The following is a 20,956-nucleotide window of genomic DNA, read 5'->3' as shown; positions in this document are numbered from 1 at the left end:
GTAAAAAATTCTAAACGCCGTTCATCATATCTTCATGATTCTCGGGGCTGTGGCGCCTGTATTGGCACGCGGGTGTTAAAAAAAGCCCGAAAAATAAACCCTGAGCGGCCATCTGTTCGCTATTGACTTCACTTTGCCGTTCGGGTTGACTGGCTCGGCGAAACAGCAGTGAACATAATAATTAACAGCTAAATAGGTGCATCATGTCGGTCCCTCTGCGTACCGTTCAACTCAACGAAGCAAACGCATTCCTTAAGAAATATCCTGAGGTTTTGTACGTCGACCTTCTGATTGCGGATATGAACGGTGTGGTGCGCGGCAAGCGCATCGAACGCACCAGTCTTCATAAGGTTTACGAGAAAGGCATCAACCTGCCGGCCTCGCTTTTCGCGCTCGACATCAATGGCTCCACGGTGGAAAGCACCGGCCTGGGTCTGGACATCGGCGACGCTGACCGTATTTGCTATCCGATCCCCGGCACCCTGAGCATCGAGCCGTGGCAGAAGCGCCCAACCGCACAACTCCTGATGACCATGCACGAGATCGAAGGCCAGCCGTTCTTCGCTGACCCGCGTGAAGTGCTGGCCAACGTCGTGCGCAAATTCGACGACCTCGGTCTGACTATCTGCGCGGCGTTCGAACTCGAGTTCTACCTGATCGATCAGGACAACGTGAACGGCCGTCCGCAATCGCCACGTTCGCCGGTGTCCGGCAAGCGTCCAGTGTCGACTCAGGTCTATCTGATCGACGACCTCGATGAATACGTCGATTGTCTGCAAGACATCCTCGAAGGCGCGAAAGAGCAGGGCATCCCGGCTGACGCGATCGTCAAGGAAAGCGCCCCGGCGCAGTTCGAAGTCAACCTGCATCACGTCTCCGACCCGATCAAGGCGTGCGACTACGCCGTCCTGCTCAAGCGTCTGGTGAAGAACATCGCCTACGACCACGAGATGGACACCACCTTCATGGCCAAGCCGTATCCGGGCCAGGCGGGCAACGGTCTGCACGTGCACATTTCGATCCTGGACAAAGAAGGCAACAACATCTTCGCCAGCGAGGATCCCGAGCAGAACGCCGCACTGCGTCACGCGATCGGCGGTGTGCTGGAGACCCTGCCTGCGCAAATGGCGTTCCTCTGCCCGAACGTCAACTCGTACCGCCGCTTTGGCGCGCAATTCTACGTACCGAATTCGCCGAGCTGGGGCATCGACAACCGCACCGTTGCGGTTCGTGTGCCAACCGGTTCGGCCGACGCTGTTCGTATCGAGCATCGCGTTGCCGGCGCTGACGCCAACCCGTACCTGCTGATGGCTTCGGTACTGGCCGGCATTCACCACGGTCTGACCAATCAGATCGAGCCGGGCGCCCCGGTGGAAGGCAACAGCTACGAGCAGAACGAGCAGAGCCTGCCGAACAACCTGCGCGACGCACTGCGCGAGCTGGACGACAGCGAAGTCATGGCCCGCTATATCGACCCGATGTACATCGACGTGTTTGTCGCGTGCAAGGAAAGCGAGCTGGCCGAGTTCGAGAACTCGATTTCTGACCTTGAGTACAACTGGTATCTGCATACGGTGTGATTGGCTGAGGCCCTCAAAAGCTGAAGAGCCCCTCACCCTAACCCTCTCCCGGAGGGAGAGGGGACTGATTCGGGGATGCTCGGGCAATCCGCCGACCTGAACGATTTTTGCCGAATCCATATTCGACTCGGTCGTTCAGGTCGGTGCAGATCCCGAGACACTTCGGTCGGTCCCCTCTACCTCCGGGAGAGGGCTAGGGTGAGGGCAGCCATCTCAAGACAGACACAGCAAGCCAGACACAACACCCCGACACCCCCAATCCCCCCTTGTCGAGCCACAACAATGACAACGACCCGCAACGACTGGGAACAACGCTTCCAGTCCCTGACCATCGAAGCCCGCGCGTTCATCAACGGTGAATACCGCCCGGCCATCAGTGGCGACACCTTCGAATGCCTGAGCCCCGTCGACGGCCGTTTCCTCGCCTCCGTGGCCAGCACCGATGAAGCCGACGCCAACCTCGCCGTTGAAGTCGCGCGCCAGTCTTTTGAATCCGGCGTGTGGGCGAAAAAAGCCCCGGCCGAGCGCAAGCGCATCCTGATCCGCTTCGCCGATCTGATCCTGCAGAACCAGGAAGAACTGGCGCTGCTGGAAACCCTCGACATGGGTAAACCGATCAGCGATTCGATGAGCATCGACATCCCGGCGACCGCCAACGCGATCCGCTGGAGCGCCGAAGCCATCGACAAGATCTACGACGAAGTCGCCGCCACCCCGCACGATCAACTCGGCCTCGTCACCCGCGAGCCATCCGGCGTGGTCGCGGCCATCGTGCCGTGGAACTTCCCGCTGATCATGGCCAGCTGGAAGTTCGCTCCAGCGCTGGCAGCAGGCAACTCGTTCATTCTCAAACCTTCGGAAAAATCGCCGCTGACGGCGATCCGCATCGCGCAGTTGGCGCTGGATGCCGGCATTCCGAAAGGCGTGTTCAACGTCTTGCCAGGCTTCGGCCACACCGTCGGCAAGGCGCTGGCGTTGCACATGGACGTCGACGTGCTGGCCTTCACCGGCTCCACGGCGATTGCCAAGCAACTGATGATTTATGCCGGCCAAAGCAACATGAAACGCGTCTGGCTCGAAGCAGGGGGCAAGAGCCCGAACGTGGTGTTTGCCGACGCACCGGACTTGCGTGCGGCAGCACAAGCAGCGGCCGGCGCCATTGCTTTCAACCAGGGCGAAGTGTGCACCGCCGGTTCGCGCTTGCTGGTCGAGCGTTCGATCCGCGAGCAATTCATTCCGCTGTTGGTGGAAGCGCTGCAAGCGTGGAAACCGGGTCATTCACTCGATCCGGCGACCACCGTCGGCGCCGTGGTCGATCAGCGTCAACTCGACAACGTGCTGCGCTACATCAGCATCGGTCGCGAGCAGGGCGCCGAGCTGATCGCGGGCGGCCAACGCACCCTCGAAGAAACCGGTGGCCTCTATGTGCAACCGGCGCTGTTCGACGGCGTGACCAATGCGATGACCATCGCCCAGGAAGAAATCTTCGGCCCAGTGCTGTCGCTGATCACCTTCGACACCGCTGAAGAAGCGCTGCAGATCGCCAACGACAGCATCTTCGGCCTCGCCGCCGGCGTCTGGACCAGCAACCTCAGCAAGGCGCACACCTTCGCCCGTGGCCTGCGTGCCGGCAGCGTCTGGGTCAACCAGTACGACGGCGGCGACATGACCGCACCGTTCGGTGGTTTCAAACAGTCGGGCAACGGCCGCGATAAATCGCTGCACGCGTTCGACAAGTACACCGAGCTGAAAGCGACCTGGATCAAGCTCTGACTCTATTACAGCGGTGGTCGCCGTTTATTGGCGACCCTCGGAGAAACGTATGAAACAGCAACACGTAAACAGCTACTACGCCGCCACCCGCAACGAAGTCATCGACTTTCCGGTTCTGGAAGAGTCGGTCGAGTGCGATGTCTGCATCATCGGCGCCGGCTACACCGGCCTGTCCTCGGCGCTGTTCCTCACCGAAGCCGGCTATAAAGTGACGGTGCTGGAAGCGGCGAAAGTCGGCTACGGCGCCAGCGGTCGCAACGGCGGTCAACTGGTCAACTCGTACAGCCGCGACGTCGACGTGATCGAAGAGCGCTACGGCGACAAGACTGCAGAAATTCTTGGCAGCATGATCTTCGAAGGCGCCGACATCATCCGTTCGCGTATCAAGGAATACGACATCCAATGCGACTACCGCCCGGGCGGCATCTTCGCAGCGATGAACAAGAAACAACTCAACGGTCTGGCTGAGCAGAAGCGTGGCTGGGAACGTTACGGCAATAACAATCTGAAGATGCTCGATGCGGCTGAGATTCGTCGCGAAGTCGGTTCCGACGCTTACGTCGGTGGCCTGCTCGACATGCAGGGCGGCCACGTTCATCCGTTGAACCTGGCGCTCGGTGAAGCTGCGGCGATTACGCGTTTGGGTGGCAAAATCTACGAGCAGTCGGCTGCCGTGGAAATCAAATACGGCGAGCCCAACGTCGTGCGCACCGCCAAAGGCCAGGTCCGCGCCAAGTACCTTCTGATCGCCGGCAACGCCTACCTTCCGCAAGGCCTCGACAACCGCGTGACCGCGAAAAGCATGCCGTGCGGCTCGCAGATCGTCGTCACCGAACCGCTGACCGAGAAGCAGGCGCGCAGCCTGATCACCAACAACTACTGCGTCGAAGACTGCAACTACCTGCTGGATTACTACCGCCTGACGGCCGACAACCGTTTGCTTTACGGCGGCGGCGTGGTCTACGGCGCACGCGAACCGGACGACATCGAACAACTGATCCGCCCGAAGATCCTCAAGACCTTCCCGCAGCTCAAGGACGTGAAAATCGACTACCGCTGGACCGGCAATTTCCTGCTGACCATGTCACGCATGCCGCAATTCGGTCGCGTCGAGAAAAACGCCTACTACATGCAAGGCTACAGCGGCCACGGCGTCACGTGCTCGCACCTCGCCGGCAAACTGATCTCGGAAATGATCCGTGGCGACGCCGAACGTTTCGATGCCTTCGCCTCCTTGCCGCACATGCCAATGCTCGGTGGCCGCACGTTCTCCGCGCCACTCACCGCCCTCGGCGCCGTCTACTACTCACTGCGCGACCGCTTCGGCGTCTAAGTTACCTCCCCGGCGGTGGCCCCAAGACCCCGCCGGTTTTTTACCTGACACACCAAATATCAAAATGTAGGAGTGAGCCTGCTCGCGATGAGGCCAGCCCAGCCACCATCCCTCCCACAGAAACACCACAAACCCTGTGGGAGCGAGCTTGCTCGCGAAGGCGGTTATCCAGTCAAAAATAATGGTGAATGTGCCGCCCAATCGCGAGCAGGCTCACTCCTACAGGTCCGTATTACCAAGGCCAGAAGGACTTTTTCCCCACCGTCCATCGAACCTGCTGAGCAACACCGGCAAACGTGATTTAATAGCCGCCTTTCACGGTTCCGGGACACGGGAGCAACGTGATCCGCGCCCTCGGCGCGTCACCCGCCACCCACCCCCATCGCCCTTAAGTCGTTCTCACATAAGGCAGTCATGGATACGGGTTCTCGACTCAAACTAGTACGCGAAAGCTACAAACTCTCCCAGCGCGAGCTGGCCCGACGTAGCGGCGTGACCAATGCCACCATCTCCCTGATCGAACAGAATCGCGTCAGCCCCTCCGTCAGCTCCCTGAAAAAGCTGCTCGAAGGCATACCGATGTCCCTGGCCGACTTCTTCACCTTCGACCAACCCCCGCGCGAACATCAATATGTCTTCCGCGCCAACGAACAACCCGACCTCGGCCGCCACGGCCTCCGCCTGCTGCTGATCGGCGCCTCCGTGCCGAGCCGCCAGATGCGCTTGCTGCGCGAGCAATACGCACCGGGTGCGAGTTCCGGGGAAGAGCCGATCGTTCACGCCGAGGGCGAGGAGTGTGGGCTTGTCACCCGTGGCACGGTTGAGTTGACGGTGGATGGGTCGGTGAGTGTGTTGAATGCGGGGGATGGGTATTACTTTCCGACGACGCTGCCGCATAAGTTTCGGAATATCGGGGCGGATGAGGCTGAGATTATTAGTGCGAATACGCCGGCGAATTTTTAATACTAGATACTTGAGTTGCTTGCTCAATTGAACTCTCGTTGTACATTTGAAAAATCCGATGCCATTTTGGTGTCGGATTTTTTTTGCGATTTATTGAAGTGCATTCTGTTCGAAGATGGCTGCGAAGAGGGCGCGTAAATAATTTTTTGAGCTTTTAATGGCAGCAGAAAATCTAGTTCTGGCTCGTATAAAAAAGTAGTTATTAATTGCGAAATGTTATTGCGGCCTGTCAGTTGTGACAGGTGTGCACGGTCGTAAATTTAAATAGCATTAGTCCACTCCTTGCTATTGATGCCGGGGTCGGTGTTTTGAAGTGGATGGAGTTGATTTGTTGGCTGTTGAGTTTTACGATCAAGAATTTTTCTCGGGAAGAATTGTTTATCGGTGACTGCTGAGCAGGAGCAATATATGAATAGTATTGAATTTGTCCAGAGAGCGGTTGACCTGCAAGGGTTGATGGCATTAACTAAAAAAAACTATCGTTTTTATGAAAAAGAAACGCCGCTGGAAAATCTATCTGATTTTGAGGTGCTTGCCATAAGATGCTCTTTAAATGCTGTGGAAGTTGATGATGTGATTGCCTATCTTGAAAAAAGCATGGGTGTGCGAATAGTGGATCCATCAAGTCTTTGTTGTCGCTCTCAGTCTTGTACGGGGCGGATCAGTTTTTGGTGAAACTGATTTACCATCCGTTATTTGAAATTGCCCCTGAGTACGTAGATTTGCTTGTCGATTTGGTTTTTGGTTTGATGGAGCGGGGGGAAACTGATTGCCCTAGGTCGTTAATTAAGTATCTAGTAGCGGTTTGCCCATTTAATCTGAAATTAAAAGCGTTGGAAGTCAGGCTGGCTTTAGAGGTTGAAAGCGAGGAAGCGGTGGAAGAATTATTCTCGCAGCTAACTCTTCAGGATTTTATGATGGAACCTAGCCTTGCTAGTGTCAGGATTGATTTTCTCTGTGAGAAAAATAGACTTGATTGCGCGGGTGAGTTGATTGCTTTTTATACCGGATATTGTTTTTTGCCATGTTGTCTATTAAGTTCAATTATTTATTATTATATTGAGGTAGGAGATCTCGTCACTGGAAGAAAGTTATTGAGATATCTAATTCGCTCTGAGTTTTGCTATCACAGGCAAATGCAAGCCGTATTGCGGATGATCGACAGCGAAAGAAGTGCACAAGAAGTCGTTGAATATATCGAGGATGTTGAGGGGTGGTACCGTCTTCCTGATTTGATGGCTTGCAGAGCAGCGGTCTCTTCTCTCTATCACAAGGGAGATGATGTTAGAGGATTATCGCCTGTCTCGTGTATCGACTTAAGTGGAGTTGATCTATCATCGAAAATTCCAGTTGCGAAAAACGTCATTCTACTCTGCGTGGATAAGTCATACCGAATTCCGGCTTTAGTTGCTATTTTTGATGTGGTCAGAGAAATGAATCAATGTTCGGTCAAACCGGTTTTTGCATTGTTTCTACCCGAATCGGAAATATCATTTTGGGAAATGATATCTGGAAAAGTTTCCCAGTTTGCGGGGCTGCCAGAGTTTCTTTTAATTCACGAGAACATGCCGGAGATCAGTAAGTGTCGTGAGCGTTACGGGTATCATACTGTCAGAACACTTTCGTCTATGGCGTATGGTAGATTGTTTGCGATAAAGATGCTGTGTGGTATGGGGTTTGGTAAGTTGATCTATTTGGATGCGGATATAGTTGTGGTCAACGATCTGATGCCAATGTTTGCTGTCGATCAGATGGGGTTTCCGGTGTCCGGTGTAGTCGATCGGAAAATAGATAAAGTTGTGCGAGCAATGAAGCTTCACGGTATATCAAATCAGAAATACCTGAACTCAGGTGTGATGCTATTTGATTTGAAGCACCCTGCTACCGAAGTTATTCTTCAGAAAGCTATAGGTTATGTGTTGGATCCAGAAGTGGAGTTGATATATCACGATCAGTGTGCAATTAATAAGGCGTTGAAAGGGCATTTTCATCCTCTATCTGCGAAGTACAATTCTTTTCTGTTTCCAGGAGATATAAATTATCTCGAGCGTGACAGTGTGGTATGGCATTTTCTTGATTCCCCAAAGCCTTGGCAGATCTCTCATCGTGGTGGAAGCGGTCCCAATCTATGGCACAAACACTTTTTGCTTGCTCAGGCGGATTTGAGAAAGCTCGGTATTCACGACTTGGAGGCGCTCCGAGACGGAGTGGAGTTGGTTTAGTAGTTGGCTATTGGTTTTCGGGACCTCTGGCACTCGCCACCGCTTGAAAATAAAAACCGCACTTATGCGGTTTTTATAAGAGGATATTATATTTTTAAAGTATCAAACCCCCGCTGCTCAATCACTCGAAACACATCACTCACATCCTGCACCATGATCCTGGCGATGTTGGTGACGGTGTTGATGTCATGGACGGCGTGGTCGGGGAGGCGGATGCAGGCAATGAGATCGAGGTATTTGAGGACGGCGTTGAGGCGTTCAGCGGCGCAGGCATGGAGGTCACCTAGTGGTGCGTTGGCATCGATAAGGAGGACGGGGTGATCGGTGGCGGGGTGCGACATGTGGACGTAGTGGTGGAGCGGTTTTTTGATCGTCATAGCAAAGGCCTCTCAGTAAAAATGAGCCACCGTTTTGCTGCGAAACAAGATGGGTGGCGGTTGTGAGCGGGTTCGCAGACCGAGGAGAAACCAGACTCGGCAGACTCGAAAGTCTCCCGCACACAACCGCCATAAAACGTAATGCTGGCGAATTTTGCCAGAATTGTCGCTAGACGGTGTTAGCCAATTTCTCGTTAGGGCTGCGAAACCCGTCGCTGACTGTGGTCAGCGACGGAGTCACTCTAGGCAGCAATTTCACCAGCCACAACCGACCTGTAGGACGTGAAACCCGTACCCGTAGCAAGGCAGCGTGCTCCCGCTCGGCGACGCAGTCGTCGTAATTCGGGGCCCGCGCTATGTCTGGCAGAAACGGACTATCCGGTTTCGGGTCAGCTTCGCAGCCCAGCGGGAACAAGCTCCCTCGCCACATGGGGTGTTTTCCTACGAAGTTTTCAGACATTGAAATTGCGCGAGCCTTTTGGGCGATAACCATTCGTCCGACACACCGCACGTTCGCCGCACACCTTCTTCCAATGCTGTAACTCACCCAGCAAAGGAAGAGCCACCATGCTGAACCATAAAATCGCGGTGCTTACGCTCGCGGCGTTGCTGTCCGGCAGTTCGCTTTATGCGATCGCGGCCGGCGAGACGTCCACCCCAACGGCAAACGACGGCACCAGCCAGACGCGTGACCCGGCGTCCCCTGCCACCAATGCCGACCCGGATGCCAATTCTCTACCCAAGGGCGGTGATGGTGGCAAGACCGACAATGGGCCGGTGCCTTCTGCCTCCAAGCCCAGCCCTGCGGGTCAACCGTCCGGTAGCAGCAGTGGTGGTAACGGCGGTGGTTAATGGAATTCGCGCACTAAAAAGCCCGGTCTTTTTGAGCCGGGCTTTTCTTTTCCTGTCGCGAACGCAGATATCAGTCGTTCACTTCGCCTTCCACTGCCCGCCACCATTCTCACAATCAATCCGCGCCTGGGCCAAATGCTCCACGTCGTAGTAATACGTGGTCACTTGCGCGTTGTCGGGGATGTTCAACGCTTTGGCGTTTTTATCTTTGCTGGTTGAATGCGGGTTGGCGAGGGATTCCTGGGTGATCGTGGCGATACATGTGGCCTGATAGTGATCGGCGCAATGTTCGACTTTGTTCTTGGTGCTGCTGAGCATGTCTTTGCTTTCGTTGCTGCACGACCAGTCGATTGAGTTGACCGGCATGCCTTCGTATTCATAACAACTGTGGCTTTCGACCGACGGCACTGAGGCGCTGGAGGATTGGGTCTGGACGTCGCAGCCTTCGGCCATGACGCAGGTGGGGATGATGGCGAAGGTGGCGATCAGAAGCAGGAAGCGAATGTTCATCGGGGTTTCCTCTTCAAAGGCGCCGTGTCTGATCGATGATTTGGCGCTGATACAGTTTCGAGATTGTGCGGAGGAGGGAGGTTCCATCGGGTTTTTGATTTGCTCCTGTCGCGTACACTGCGAAACAATCGGAAACATTAGCGCCCAAGGAATGGAACATTGCCCATGATCGAAATCGGCAGCCGCAATAACGCCCCCACGTCGCAGCATTCAACCCACGACGTCTACATTTTCAACATCGACCTGTCCCGACCGGCCACGCCTTTGTGTTTCGAACAGTCGACGGCCGGAGGGCATGGTGGGCAGGGCGGTGCGCGCTGGTTGGCGCTGGATGAGCTGGAAGCCTGGCCCGGTGAGTGGCGTGAGCACTTGAAGAAGTCTGATTGTGCCTGGGTCGCTGAGTTGATTGACGCGCATCCTAGTGCGGATCAAGTGACATTGGTGTCGATGATTCTCAAGCGTCACGCCGAGCTGGCGAAGCCTGTCGGTCGCTTGAAGGCCATGGGCGCTTGGCTCAAACGCAACATCCACGTCGGCGGCCGCTACGGCGTTTAACCCACGGAGACTCCCATGACCCAGACCCTCGAACGCGCTATCGCCATCGCCGCCACGGCCCACGCCGGGCAGGTCGACAAGGGCGGTGCGCCGTACATTTTGCATCCGCTGAAAGTCATGTTGCGCATGAGCACGCTGGAAGAACGCATCGTTGCCGTGCTGCATGACGTGGTTGAGGACTGTGGTGTCAGCCTCGATGATTTGCGCAGGGAAGGCTTCAGCGAGGAAGTTTTGAGCGCTATCGAATCCGTGACCAAAGTGCCGGGCGAATCCTATGAAGACTTCGTCGAGCGCGCCGCGCAGAACCCGATCGGGCGGGTGGTGAAATTGGCGGATCTGGAAGAGAACAGCGACCTGTCGCGGATTGCATCGCCGAGTTGGGAAGATCTCGAACGAGTCGAAAAATACCGCCGCGCGATTGCACGGCTGCGTATGTAATAGAAACGACCTCCTTGTGGGAGCGAGCCTGCTCGCGAAGGCGTCAGGTCAGTTACCTATCTGCGACTGGCACGACGCTTTCGCGAGCAGGCTCGCTCCCACAGTGACAAGTGATTATTCGAAGATGTTGGGTCAGGTTATTAGCCAGGAAGGCGACTATGAAATCCATTCTCTGTTTGTTGATTGCTGCCGGTTTCGGCGCACTGTTGCAGTTCGAAGGCGTGCCCCACGGTTTGTTGTTGGGCTCGATTGTCGTCACTGCATTGTTCGCCAGTAAAACCGGTATCGCCCCGGCAACCCCCTATGGACTTGGTTACATACAGATCACGCTGGGCATCGCCACCGGGCTGATGTTCGAAGCGTGGGACAGCGAGACGGCCTCGACAATGTTGCCTAGCCTCGGCGTGTTGCTGATTTGCCTGACGGTGCAGATCGCGCTGGCCGGGTGGTGGCTGACCCGCGGCGCAGGCTGGAATCGCACTGATGCGCTGTTGGCGGTTTATCCCGGTGCGCTGGCAGCGGTGTTCGATTTGCTCGAGTCGGAGAAAGCGTCGAGCAAAGTCATCATCGTGCACTTGATGCGCTTGCTGCTCATCACTGTGCTGGTGAGTTTCCTGATTCCCGGCCAAGCCGCTGCGGTGGCGGTTGCCGACGGTGATCCTTTGACGACAGGCATGGCGCTGACCGCGCTTTCGGTGATCGCATTGAGCGTGCTTATCGGGCGTTTGCTGCTGGTGATCGGCGTCCCGGCGCCGTTCATGCTCACGGCGATCATTATCACGGCGGTGTTTGTGAAATCGGGATGGCTGCACGGGTTTCACATGCCGGACTGGAGTTTGAATCTAGCGGCGCTGATTCTCGGCGTGCGGATCGGCTCAAGGTTTCAGGGGCTTGGCTTCGCGGACCTGGGACGTCATGGCCGCACCGCGTTGGTCTCGGTTGGGTTGATGATCGTGGTGGCGGCGGTGTTTGCGGAAGTGGCGGCGCGCTGGTTGGGCAGTGATCCGCTGTCGCTGTGGCTGGCGTACATGCCGGGAGCGATTGAAACGATTGCGATTGTCGCGTTTGGTGGTGGGCTGAATGTGGTGTTTATCCTGACTCATCATTTGAGCCGGATGGTGTTGCTGCACTTTGCCCCGGCGTTGTTGGTGCAGGTGCGGCGGGCGCGGGAGGAAGCCTGACTCGAGCTGACGCCAATGTGTTGCGGTGTGTCAGTTAGATCCGTCCCCCTCACCCCAGCCCTCTCCCCCCAGGGGGGCGAGGGGGAAAGGGAGCCGATCTTCATGTCATTCAAAGCCTGAGTTCGACTCGGGTATCTCACGTCACGGGGAAGCTTTCAAAACCTGAGTTCGACTCGGTGTTTCAGGTCGGCGTACCTCTTCCAAACACCTCGGTCAGTCCCCTCTCCCTCTGGGAGAGGGTTAGGGTGAGGGGCTTTTGCTCTACGTCGTTGATGCGGCGCTAGCGGATGTGTGCGTCGAAGCCTTCGCTATCCGGCGCGATATCGCTCTTCAACGTCAAAGCAGGAATCTCATACTCCCCCCCATTCTGCTGCCGAAACCCAATCGGCCGCGCACTCCACAACTCATCCAGTCGCCGCCCCAATTCCTCGCAAGTCTCGGCATACCGCGCCGCATCCATCCGACTCGTCCGATACACCACAAACGGTGGCACCACTTCAAAACCGGGGTAATACAAAATCCCGTGCTGAATCGGAAAAAGTAAATCATCCATCGGCCCGTTGATCCCACGCGCCGCGTAATGCGACTCCCAGCCACCCGTGGTGACCATCAACATCGCTCGTTTGCCTTTCATTTTTCCTTCGCCATATCGCTCACCCCAACGGCTGTCGGAGTGTTCGCCGACGCCGTAGGCAAAGCCATAGGCATACACCCGATCAACCCAACCTTTGAGAATCGCCGGCATGGTGAACCACCACAGCGGAAACTGCAGAATCAGCGCGTCGGCCCACAACAGTTTCTCCTGCTCGCGAGCGATGTCGGCGGCTTGAGTGCCTTCGGCGTAAGCGATTTTCGAGTCGAGCGAAGCGTGAAAAGGTTTCGTCGCATCGCGCTGCGGGGCGTCATCGGCGTCCAGCGTGGCTTTCCAGTTCATCGCATAGTGGTCGGAGACCTGCACGGTGTGGCCGGCGGCTTGCAGGCGCTGGACGCTGAAGTCGCGCAGCGAGCCGTTGAGGGAAGTCGGTTCCGGGTGCGCGTAGACGAGTAAGACGTTCATGTTGAAGCTCCGTTAGCTGAGTGACTGCAGGATCGGCGTTCAACCGGTATATTGGAAATGAATGTCTGATATGTCTGGTATAGCCATGAATAATTTGAGACGGTTGGATATCAATCTGCTGCTGACCCTCGATGTGTTGCTGTCGGAGCACAACGTCACCCGCGCCGCGCAGCGCTTGAACCTGTCGCAGCCTTCGGTGAGTGTGCATCTGGCCAAGTTGCGCGACATCTTTGGCGATCCGTTGCTGTTACCCGGACCTCGGGGCATGCGCCCGACGGCGCGCGCCGATGAATTGCGTGAGCCGTTGCGCGAGGCGCTGGAGGCGTTGGAGAGGGCGGTGGCGCCGGCCAGTGCGTTCGATCCGGCGCTGGCGACGCACACCTGGAAAATCGCCGCGACCGATTACGGCGAGTCGACGGTGGTGTTGCCGGCGCTGAGCAGCTTGCGCGAACAGGCGCCGGGCACGCGGCTGGCGGTGATCGATCTGACGCCGGCGCATCTGGTCAAACAGGCCGAGCAGGGCGTCTTCGATCTGGCGCTGCACATCAGCGAAGACGCACCGCCGGAGCTGCATCGGCGACCACTGTTTACTGAGCGTTATGTGCTCGCCGGTCGAGTCGGGCATCCGCGATTAAAGTCTGCGCCCACGCGTAAACAGTTCTGCGCGCTGGAACATGTGATGGTGTCGCGAGAGGGCGGGGGCTTTTTCGGGGTGACTGACCGGGCGTTGGCCGATGTCGGGCTGATGCGCAAAGTGGCGTTGTCGGTGCCGCACTTTCTGATGGCAATGTCGGTGTTGGCCAGTACCGATCTGGTGGCGATGCTGCCGTCACGCCTGGTGCGTGGCAACCCGGCCTTGCAAGTGGTCGACGCGCCGCTGGAGGTGCCTGGTTACGAGATGGCGATGTTCTGGGGTGAGCGTTCGCATCGCGACCCGGCACACAAATGGCTGCGTGAGCAGCTGCTGGCGTCGGTCTGAGGCGCTGTCAGGCGTGGCCCAAGGCAATCGCAAACGACACGACGATCATGCACGCAAACGCAAAATTGAGATTCATGAGGTGTTCATCCTGAGCCTTTTAGAAGTGGGGCCATTCTGAACAGGCTGAAAGCAAAGAAAAAATTCGCCTTGTTGATTCCAATGATCGAAACAATTGATACCTGCCGATTTGTGTTTGCGCGGAGCTTTGGTTAGTCTCGCAGAAACCTGCAATTACAAGCATAAACAGGCATAACCATGCGCGATCATTCTTCGGCAGAACTGCCGTCCCTGCGTCGACAGAAAATCCTTTTGCTCCTCGAACGTGACGGTAAAGTCATGGCGTCCGACTTGAGCCAGCACTTCGCAGTCTCCGAAGACACCATCCGCCGCGACCTCGCCGAACTGGACAACGCCGGACTGGTGCAGCGCGTGCACGGCGGGGCGTTGCCGCGTCCGAAGGACTCCGGCAAGAATTACTTCACGCGGCTGGACGAGACGGATGAGGTGAAAATTCGCCTGGCGCAACGGGCGGCGCAGGAGATTGAGGACGGGCAGATTGTGTTGTTCGACTCCGGCTCGACCACGCTGCAAGTGGCGCGCTCGTTACGTGCAGATATCAGCATCACGGCGGTGACCGCTTCACCGATGACGGCGATTGCCTTGTCCGAATTCAAGGGTGTGAAAGTGATTCTCGCCGGTGGCCAGTTGAATCCGAGAACGATGGCGGCGGGTGGGCATGAGGCGCTGCGGCTGCTGGCCGGGATCAGGGCGGATCTGGCGATTACTGGCGTGTGTGCGATTCATCCGGAGGTGGGCATCACTTCGCTGCATTTCGATGAAGTGCCGGTGAAGCAGGCGATGCTGGAGGGCGCGGCGCGGGTGATTGCGGTGACCACGGCGGACAAGCTCGGGGCGGTGGAGCCGTTTGTGGTGGCGCCGTGCACGCGCCTGCATACGCTGATTACCGAAAGGCATGTGGCGTCGGGGAGTGTCGAGGATTATCGGCGGTTGGGGATTGTGGTCGAGCAGTTGCCGGATTGAATTTTTTGGTGGGTTTGAGGGCCTCTTCGCGAGCAGGCTCGCTCCCACAGGTCACCGATATCTAGCTCATGAACGCGGTCGAATGTGGGAGCGAGCTTGCTCGCGAAGGGGCCGGTACATTCACCCCATCTTTCAGCGCAGGCGCTCAAGCATCTGGTAGTACCACATCCCCGCCGCCAACAACGGATTACCGAGCAAATCCCCCATCGGCACACGAATATGCTGGCACGCGGCAAACGTATCAAACTGCTCCATCTGCCCGGTAATCGCCCGGCTCATGATTTCGCCCATGATGTGCGTCGTCGCAATGCCGTGCCCCGAGTAGCCTTGGCAGTACCAGACGTTGTCCGAGAGCTTGCCCAGTTGCGGGATGCGGTTGATGACGATGCCCATCGCGCAGCTCCACTGGTAATCGATCTGCACACCTTTGAGCGCCGGGAAGGTTTGCTCGATGCACGGGCGCAGTTCGGCGGCGATGTCGCGTGAATCCTTGCCGCTGTAGTTGGCGCCACCGCCGAACAACAAACGGCCGTCGGCGGTGAGGCGGTAGTAGTCGAGGACGAAACGGCAGTCATACACCGCAAGGTCTTCGGGGTTGATCTGTTTCGCCAGGTCGCCGAGCGGCGCCGTGGTAACGATGCCGCCCATGGCCGGGAAAATCTTGCCCTTGAGTTGCCCCGGTTCGAGCTTGTGATAGACGTCGCCAGCGAGCATTACCTGATTAGCGTCGATCTGTCCGTGAGCCGTGCGCACACCCGGTGTAGCGCCGTGAATGATCTCCAGCACTTCGCTGTTCTCGAAGATCAGCGCCCCTAGACTTTCCGCCGCCCGCGCCTCACCGATGCACAGATTGAGCGGGTGCAGATGCATGTTGCGGGTGTTCTTGATTGCGCCGTGGTAGAGCTCGCTTTGCAGCAGATCGCGCACCTGACTGCGGTCGAGCAGGCTGACCTCATCGGCCAATCCGCGCCGTACGGCTTCTTCATAATCCTTGCGCAGGTCGGTCATGTGACTGGGCTTGTACGCCGCGTGCAAATGGCCGTGTTTGAGGTCGCATTGAATGCCGTACTTCTCGACGCGTTGCTGGATGATTTCGTGCCCGCGCCAGCGCAGGTGCCAGATGAAATCATCGACATCGTCGCCGAGTTTCGCGCGCATCTGTTTGCGCATCGCACCGTCGCCAGAGAGGCTGCCGGTGACTTGGCCGCCATTACGGCCAGTGGCGCCCCAGCCGATCTTGTGGCTTTCGACGATGGCGACTTTCAGGCCTTTTTCGGCGAGTTCGACGGCAGTGGCGACGCCGGTGAACCCGCCGCCGATGATCACCACGTCGACGGTGTGCCGGCCTTGCAGGGTCGGGTAGTCGGTGTCCTGGTTGAGGGTGGCGGTGTAGTAGGAATTGCAGCGTTCGGTCATGTCAGTGTCCACACAAATTCGGGAGTCGGAGTGCAGTCCCCTGTGGGAGCGAGCTTGCTCGCGAAAGCGGTGTGTCAGTCACCCAAAATGTTGAATGTGACGACGCCTTCGCGAGCAGGCTCGCTCCCACAGGTTCGGTGTCGGATCGTTAAGCTTCGGTGAGATACCAGCGCCAATCCTGCTCACCCACCTCGGCCATGAACTGCCGATACTCGGCACGTTTCACCGCCAGATACACCCCGAGAAATTCCTGCCCTAACGCATCCCGCGCCCACACCGAACTCTCCAGCGCCTGCAGCGAAGTCAGCCAATCGGTCGGCAGCAATTCCTTCGCCTGCGCATAGCCATTGCCTTCCACCGGCGCACCCGGATCAAGGTCTTCACGAATGCCGCGATGAATCCCGGCAAGGATCGCTGCCGCTGCCAGATACGGGTTGGCGTCGGCACCGCAGATGCGGTGTTCGATGTGCCGAGTGTTGGCCGGGCCGCCCGGAACGCGCAGGCTCACGGTGCGATTGTCGACGCCCCAGGTCGGCGCCAGCGGTGCATAGCTGTTGGCCTGAAAGCGCCGGTACGAGTTGGCGTTCGGGCAGAACAGCAGCAACGAATCGAGTAGCGAGGCGAGCATGCCGCCAATCGCCGTGCGCAGCAGCGGCGTGCCGGCCGGGTCTTCCGAGGCGAACAGATTATGTCCCGCGCCATCGGCCAGACTGACGTGCATGTGCATGCCGGTGCCGGCCAGATCATCGAACGGCTTGGCCATGAACGTCGCCTGCATGCCGTGCTTGTGGGCAATGGCTTTGACCAGACGTTTGTAGCGCACCGCCTGATCCATGGCCTCCAGTGCATCGCCATGTTCAAGGGTGATTTCCACCTGGCCCGGCGCGTATTCGGAAATCGCCGTGCGCGCCGGAATACCGTGCAGTTTGCAGGCGCTGTAGAGGTCGGCGAGGAACGGTTCGATCTGTTCCAGCTCACGCAAACCGTAGACCTGAGTGTGTCGCGGTCGGCCTCCGTCAGCATCCAGCGCCGGTTGCGGACGGCCGTTGTGATCGCGTTTGGCGTCGAGCAGATAGAACTCCAACTCGCAGGCCATCACCGGGTAATAACCCTCGGCCTTGAGGCCGTCGATGACCTTGATCAGCAAGTGCCGAGGGTCAGCGATGCTGGCGGGCATGCCCTCGGTCGGGTGCATGCTGACCTGCACGGCGGCGGTCGGAATCTGCCGCCACGGCAGGCGCACCAGACTGCCTTCCAGTGGATAGGCGCGGCAGTCGATATCGCCGACGTCCCAGACCAGACCGGAGTTCTCGACGTCTTCACCTTGCACGGTCAAACCAAGGATGGTGCTCGGCAGGGGGCGACCGCTTTGGTACACGGCGAGCAGTTCTTCACGGTGCAACAGCTTGCCGCGTGGCACGCCGTTGGCGTCGAGGATGAACAGTTCGATCATGTCGATATCGGGGTTCTGTTCAAGGAACAGACGTGCGTCTTCGATGGCTGCGAATTTCATAATCAATCACTCACGATGGCGCCGCACAGGCGCGCAGATTCGGGCCGGACACGACGCGGCAATAGGCGTGGCTGTCCTGGCAGGGATATCAAGAAGTTGGGGGCTGTCGCGGTTCTTTAACGGACGCGATCAGACAGACCGGGCGATATCCGGCGGGCGTGCGGAGTGACGCAGCTTGGAACGGCGCAGGGCCATGGGGAGATTGACGATACGATTCATACGCCGCCCCTGTGAGAGAGGGCGCGCAGGGTAGAGACGTTCAACGATTCTGCTTGTTGTAGTGACGTACTCATAACGCGTGTTTCCGTTGGCGGAAAACGTCGGTGGCGGGCTGACCCGCCGACCGGTGTGCCCGGATAGTAAGGGGGAATTCGCGGGCGTGTAAACGGGAGATTCACAGGCCAGGGTTCAGCGCATCAGGTGAAAGCCCAGCCCGGCGAGGGCGCAAACGATCAACACACTGATCACGCCGCGTTTGAAAACGAACAGCGCCAGCGCCGACGCAACTGCCAGCATCAGTGAAAACACATCCAGCGCCCCGGCAAAACCGTTTGGCCACAACACGTGATAAGCGAAGAAACACGCCAGATTCACAATCACACCGACCACGGCGGCAGTGATTGCCGTCAGCGGTGCGGTGAACTTCAGTTCGTTGTGCGTCGACTCCACCAGCGGCCCGCCGGCGAGGATGAACAGAAACGAAGGCAGGAAGGTGAACCAGGTCACCAGTGTTGCCGCCAGCGCCCCGGCGGCAAAGGCATGTTCTGGGCCAAACGTCGGTTGCACATAGGCACCGACGAAACCGACAAACGCCACCACCATGATCAGCGGGCCCGGGGTGGTTTCGCCGAGCGCGAGGCCGTCGATCATCTGCGCCGGCGTCAACCAGCCGTAATGCCCGACGGCGCCCTGATAGACGTAAGGCAGCACGGCGTAGGCGCCGCCAAACGTGAGCAGCGCGGCTTTGGTGAAGAACCAGGCCATTTGCGTGAACGTGCCGTTCCAGCCGAACAACGCCGTCAATAACGCCATGGGCAAACACCAGAGCACTGCGCCGATCAACGCCAGACGCAGCAGCTTCGCCAGGCTGAAACGGGCGTGTTCGGGCGCCGGGGTATCGTCGTTGATCAGCGCCGGGCCGAAGGATTTTTCGCTATTGCGTTGACCGCCATGGCTGAACCGCTGTGGCGCGAATCGTCCGCCCAGATAGCCGATCAACGCGGCCCCAAGGACGATCAAGGGGAAGGGCACATTGAAGGCGAAAATCGCCACGAACGATGCCCCGGCAATCGCCCATAGCCACGCATTCTTCAATGCACGCGAGCCGATGCGATGCGCGGCGTGCAACACAATTGCGGTGATCGCCGGTTTGATTCCGTAAAACACCCCGGCCACTGCTGGCACATCACCGAAAGCGACGTATAGCCAGGACAAGGCGATCAGAATGAACAACGACGGCAGCACAAACAGCGTGCCGGCGATGACTCCGCCCCAGGTGCGATGCAGCAGCCAGCCGATGTAAGTCGCCAATTGCTGGGCCTCGGGGCCGGGCAGCAACATGCAGTAGTTGAGTGCGTGCAGGAAACGCTTTTCGGAGATCCAGCGCCGACGCTCGACCAACTCCTGATGCATGATCGCGATCTGCCCGGCCGGGCCGCCGAAACCGATGCAGCCGAGTTTCAGCCAGAAACGCCAGGCCTGGCGCAGGGTGACGGGGTCGGGACGGGGCAGGTTGTTCGGCGCTGTGCTCAAGCGTGACTCCGGGGGCGAATCCTGGCGGAGCGGCTATCTAATCAGACTTTCAACCCTCACCCCAGCCCTCTCCCAGAGGGAGAGGGGGCCGACCGAGGTGTCTGGCGTTATCCATCGACCTGAAAGATCGAGTCGATTATGGATTTGGTTATCAGCTAAGGGGCAAAGGGAGAGGGGGCCGACCGGGGTGTCTGGCGTTATCCATCGACCTGGAAGATCGGGGTGATTATGGATTGGGTTATCAGCGAAGGGTCAGAGGGAGAGGGGGCCGACCGGGGTGTCTGGCGTTATCCATCGACCTGGAAGATCGGGTCGATTATGGATTTGGTTATCAGCCGCAGGGGCTGACGCAGGCGTCTGGCATCGTCCATCGATCTGACAGATCCCATCGATTATGGATTCACCTCCGCCATTTCAGGTCGGCGTACTTCTGCAATATCCCCCAATCAGTCCCCTCTCCCTCGGGGAGAGGGCTAGGGTGAGGGGCTTTTGCTTTTCAGGTATGCGCCAGACTCCAGCGCGACGCCACACCCAAACAACTTCCGCGCCTCGGCAAAACACTTCTCGGCAATCGCCGAACGCGGCTCGGTCTTGCGCATCACCAGCCCCAGCGGCGCCAGCACACTGGCATCCGGCAGTTGCATGAACGACAGGTATTCGATCGGCTCTTCCAGGCCACTGTCCAGCGGCATGATCGCGCAGCAGAAACCTTGGTGAATCGCCTGCAACAACTGATAGGTCGAATCGCTTTCCATGATCGGCTGCGGACTGAGCCCACGGCTGCGAAAGCTCAAGTCAATGGATTTGCGGTAATGCATGCCGGCGGTGATCATTCCCAGCGGCAATTCGGCGGCGTCTTCCCAGCTCATGTCCGTGCCTTCGAAATGGAAGTGGCGGTTGTCGTAGAGCAGGCCGACACGGGTTTCGCCGATCTCGAAGAATTCGAAATAGCTCGGGTTGACGTGGTCCAGGTAGCACACGCCCAGATCGAGTTGATTGTTGCCCAGCCTGGCGATGATCTCGTCGGAACTGAGCGACGACAGACTGAACTTCAACTCTGGATAAGTGCCGGACAAACCCTGAATGTAATTGACCGGATTGAAGCTACTGAGCGGCACCAGACCCAGACGCAAACTACCCACCAGCTGCCCGCGACACGCTGCGGCTTCGGCGAACAGACCGTCATGCGCCGCCAGCAACGTGCGCGCCCAGGCCAGCACGCGCTCGCCGGCCTGGGTGAAACCCTCAAAGCGCTGGCCACGGTTGACCAGCACCAGATCCAGTTCGTCCTCCAGATTGCGCAGGCGCATCGACAACGTCGGTTGGGTGATGTGGCAGCGTGCGGCGGCCTGGCCGAAGTGTCGGGTTTCGTCCAGTGCGATCAGGAACTTGAGTTGTTTGATGTCCACGATGG

19 protein-coding genes are annotated in these 20,956 nt (G+C 58.0%); 12 read left to right on the top strand and 7 right to left on the bottom strand.

Annotation, left to right across the window (positions count from 1 at the left end):
* The first annotated feature begins 203 nt into the window (after positions 1–203).
* From L8H52_RS25170 to L8H52_RS25145, 6 genes are all read left to right on the top strand, one after another.
* Positions 204–1,580, top strand: coding sequence for a glutamine synthetase family protein (locus L8H52_RS25170; protein WP_007918694.1), 1,377 nt, complete (start codon positions 204–206; stop codon positions 1,578–1,580).
* A gap of 282 nt (positions 1,581–1,862) precedes the next feature.
* On the top strand, positions 1,863–3,353 hold the full coding sequence (locus L8H52_RS25165) for an aldehyde dehydrogenase (protein WP_064389317.1): 1,491 nt from the start codon (positions 1,863–1,865) through the stop codon (positions 3,351–3,353).
* Between the two features lie 49 nt (positions 3,354–3,402).
* The gene (locus L8H52_RS25160; protein ID WP_242209235.1) at positions 3,403–4,686 is read left to right on the top strand and encodes an FAD-binding oxidoreductase; all 1,284 of its coding nucleotides are present in this window, start codon (positions 3,403–3,405) and stop codon (positions 4,684–4,686) included.
* A 414-nt stretch (positions 4,687–5,100) separates the two neighbouring features.
* Positions 5,101–5,649, top strand: coding sequence for a cupin domain-containing protein (locus L8H52_RS25155; RefSeq protein WP_007950154.1), 549 nt, complete (start codon positions 5,101–5,103; stop codon positions 5,647–5,649).
* A 408-nt stretch (positions 5,650–6,057) separates the two neighbouring features.
* Entirely contained in the window at positions 6,058–6,324 is a 267-nt protein-coding gene (locus tag L8H52_RS25150; RefSeq protein ID WP_242209234.1) for a hypothetical protein, read from the top strand.
* Entirely contained in the window at positions 6,321–7,871 is a 1,551-nt protein-coding gene (locus L8H52_RS25145; RefSeq protein ID WP_242209233.1) for a glycosyltransferase, read from the top strand. The genes L8H52_RS25150 and L8H52_RS25145 overlap by 4 nt, the downstream gene beginning before the upstream one ends.
* An 86-nt stretch (positions 7,872–7,957) precedes the next feature.
* Here the strand turns inward: L8H52_RS25145 and L8H52_RS25140 are convergent, their stop codons facing one another.
* Positions 7,958–8,248 (bottom strand): fructose-bisphosphate aldolase, encoded by a 291-nt coding sequence (locus tag L8H52_RS25140; protein ID WP_242209232.1) that lies wholly within the window; start codon positions 8,246–8,248, stop codon positions 7,958–7,960.
* Between the two features lie 567 nt (positions 8,249–8,815).
* Between L8H52_RS25140 and L8H52_RS25135 the strand changes: the two genes are divergently transcribed.
* A complete protein-coding gene (locus L8H52_RS25135; RefSeq protein WP_038365626.1) occupies positions 8,816–9,100 on the top strand; it encodes a hypothetical protein in 285 nt (94 codons plus the stop codon).
* Between the two features lie 78 nt (positions 9,101–9,178).
* On the opposite strand, the gene L8H52_RS25130 is transcribed toward L8H52_RS25135, so the two are convergent.
* Positions 9,179–9,610: a hypothetical protein gene (locus L8H52_RS25130; protein ID WP_242209231.1), complete on the bottom strand. Its 432-nt coding sequence runs from the start codon at positions 9,608–9,610 to the stop codon at positions 9,179–9,181.
* 165 nt (positions 9,611–9,775) lie between these two features.
* Here L8H52_RS25130 and L8H52_RS25125 point away from each other — a divergent pair, with 165 nt between their 5' ends.
* The 3 genes from L8H52_RS25125 to L8H52_RS25115 all read left to right on the top strand — a co-directional run bounded on the left by L8H52_RS25125 (position 9,776) and on the right by L8H52_RS25115 (position 11,784).
* Positions 9,776–10,165, top strand: a complete 390-nt coding sequence (locus L8H52_RS25125; protein ID WP_242209230.1) for a hypothetical protein — start codon at positions 9,776–9,778, stop codon at positions 10,163–10,165.
* A gap of 15 nt (positions 10,166–10,180) precedes the next feature.
* Positions 10,181–10,603: an HD domain-containing protein gene (locus L8H52_RS25120; protein WP_242209229.1), complete on the top strand. Its 423-nt coding sequence runs from the start codon at positions 10,181–10,183 to the stop codon at positions 10,601–10,603.
* A 158-nt stretch (positions 10,604–10,761) separates the two neighbouring features.
* Positions 10,762–11,784, top strand: coding sequence for an AbrB family transcriptional regulator (locus L8H52_RS25115; RefSeq protein WP_242209228.1), 1,023 nt, complete (start codon positions 10,762–10,764; stop codon positions 11,782–11,784).
* A 280-nt stretch (positions 11,785–12,064) separates the two neighbouring features.
* Here the strand turns inward: L8H52_RS25115 and L8H52_RS25110 are convergent, their stop codons facing one another.
* Positions 12,065–12,841: an NAD(P)H-dependent oxidoreductase gene (locus L8H52_RS25110; RefSeq protein ID WP_242209227.1), complete on the bottom strand. Its 777-nt coding sequence runs from the start codon at positions 12,839–12,841 to the stop codon at positions 12,065–12,067.
* 85 nt (positions 12,842–12,926) lie between these two features.
* Between L8H52_RS25110 and L8H52_RS25105 the strand changes: the two genes are divergently transcribed.
* Together L8H52_RS25105 and L8H52_RS25100 are read left to right on the top strand one after the other, a co-directional pair.
* Positions 12,927–13,820 (top strand): LysR family transcriptional regulator, encoded by an 894-nt coding sequence (locus L8H52_RS25105; RefSeq protein ID WP_242209226.1) that lies wholly within the window; start codon positions 12,927–12,929, stop codon positions 13,818–13,820.
* A 255-nt stretch (positions 13,821–14,075) separates the two neighbouring features.
* On the top strand, positions 14,076–14,861 hold the full coding sequence (locus L8H52_RS25100) for a DeoR/GlpR family DNA-binding transcription regulator (RefSeq protein WP_242209225.1): 786 nt from the start codon (positions 14,076–14,078) through the stop codon (positions 14,859–14,861).
* A 132-nt stretch (positions 14,862–14,993) separates the two neighbouring features.
* On the opposite strand, the gene L8H52_RS25095 is transcribed toward L8H52_RS25100, so the two are convergent.
* The 4 genes from L8H52_RS25095 to L8H52_RS25080 all read right to left on the bottom strand — a co-directional run bounded on the left by L8H52_RS25095 (position 14,994) and on the right by L8H52_RS25080 (position 20,951).
* Positions 14,994–16,277, bottom strand: a complete 1,284-nt coding sequence (locus tag L8H52_RS25095) for an FAD-binding oxidoreductase (protein ID WP_242209224.1) — start codon at positions 16,275–16,277, stop codon at positions 14,994–14,996.
* 148 nt (positions 16,278–16,425) lie between these two features.
* Entirely contained in the window at positions 16,426–17,790 is a 1,365-nt protein-coding gene (locus L8H52_RS25090) for a glutamine synthetase family protein (RefSeq protein ID WP_242209223.1), read from the bottom strand.
* A 408-nt stretch (positions 17,791–18,198) separates the two neighbouring features.
* The gene (chrA, locus tag L8H52_RS25085; protein WP_242209222.1) at positions 18,199–19,542 is read right to left on the bottom strand and encodes a chromate efflux transporter; all 1,344 of its coding nucleotides are present in this window, start codon (positions 19,540–19,542) and stop codon (positions 18,199–18,201) included.
* 473 nt (positions 19,543–20,015) lie between these two features.
* On the bottom strand, positions 20,016–20,951 hold the full coding sequence (locus L8H52_RS25080) for a LysR family transcriptional regulator (protein ID WP_242209221.1): 936 nt from the start codon (positions 20,949–20,951) through the stop codon (positions 20,016–20,018).
* Positions 20,952–20,956: the final 5 nt, after the last annotated feature.

Source organism: Pseudomonas sp. CROZ-RG-20F-R04-15 (assembly GCF_022662375.1).
GTDB lineage: Bacteria > Pseudomonadota > Gammaproteobacteria > Pseudomonadales > Pseudomonadaceae > Aquipseudomonas.
Note: the sequence above shows the minus strand (reverse complement) of the source record. Positions and strands in the feature narration are given on the sequence as shown.

What these genes read in the sequence shown, in the direction of transcription:
- L8H52_RS25170 (WP_007918694.1), top strand. Translation starts at nt 204, where the DNA reads ATGTCGGTCCCTCTGCGTACCGTTCAACTCAACGAAGCAAACGCATTC.
- L8H52_RS25165 (WP_064389317.1), top strand. Translation starts at nt 1,863, where the DNA reads ATGACAACGACCCGCAACGACTGGGAACAACGCTTCCAGTCCCTGACC.
- L8H52_RS25160 (WP_242209235.1), top strand. Translation starts at nt 3,403, where the DNA reads ATGAAACAGCAACACGTAAACAGCTACTACGCCGCCACCCGCAACGAA.
- L8H52_RS25155 (WP_007950154.1), top strand. Translation starts at nt 5,101, where the DNA reads ATGGATACGGGTTCTCGACTCAAACTAGTACGCGAAAGCTACAAACTC.
- L8H52_RS25150 (WP_242209234.1), top strand. Translation starts at nt 6,058, where the DNA reads ATGAATAGTATTGAATTTGTCCAGAGAGCGGTTGACCTGCAAGGGTTG.
- L8H52_RS25140 (WP_242209232.1), bottom strand. Translation starts at nt 8,248, where the DNA reads ATGACGATCAAAAAACCGCTCCACCACTACGTCCACATGTCGCACCCC.
- L8H52_RS25135 (WP_038365626.1), top strand. Translation starts at nt 8,816, where the DNA reads ATGCTGAACCATAAAATCGCGGTGCTTACGCTCGCGGCGTTGCTGTCC.
- L8H52_RS25130 (WP_242209231.1), bottom strand. Translation starts at nt 9,610, where the DNA reads ATGAACATTCGCTTCCTGCTTCTGATCGCCACCTTCGCCATCATCCCC.
- L8H52_RS25125 (WP_242209230.1), top strand. Translation starts at nt 9,776, where the DNA reads ATGATCGAAATCGGCAGCCGCAATAACGCCCCCACGTCGCAGCATTCA.
- L8H52_RS25120 (WP_242209229.1), top strand. Translation starts at nt 10,181, where the DNA reads ATGACCCAGACCCTCGAACGCGCTATCGCCATCGCCGCCACGGCCCAC.
- L8H52_RS25115 (WP_242209228.1), top strand. Translation starts at nt 10,762, where the DNA reads ATGAAATCCATTCTCTGTTTGTTGATTGCTGCCGGTTTCGGCGCACTG.
- L8H52_RS25110 (WP_242209227.1), bottom strand. Translation starts at nt 12,841, where the DNA reads ATGAACGTCTTACTCGTCTACGCGCACCCGGAACCGACTTCCCTCAAC.
- L8H52_RS25105 (WP_242209226.1), top strand. Translation starts at nt 12,927, where the DNA reads ATGAATAATTTGAGACGGTTGGATATCAATCTGCTGCTGACCCTCGAT.
- L8H52_RS25100 (WP_242209225.1), top strand. Translation starts at nt 14,076, where the DNA reads ATGCGCGATCATTCTTCGGCAGAACTGCCGTCCCTGCGTCGACAGAAA.
- L8H52_RS25095 (WP_242209224.1), bottom strand. Translation starts at nt 16,277, where the DNA reads ATGACCGAACGCTGCAATTCCTACTACACCGCCACCCTCAACCAGGAC.
- L8H52_RS25090 (WP_242209223.1), bottom strand. Translation starts at nt 17,790, where the DNA reads ATGAAATTCGCAGCCATCGAAGACGCACGTCTGTTCCTTGAACAGAAC.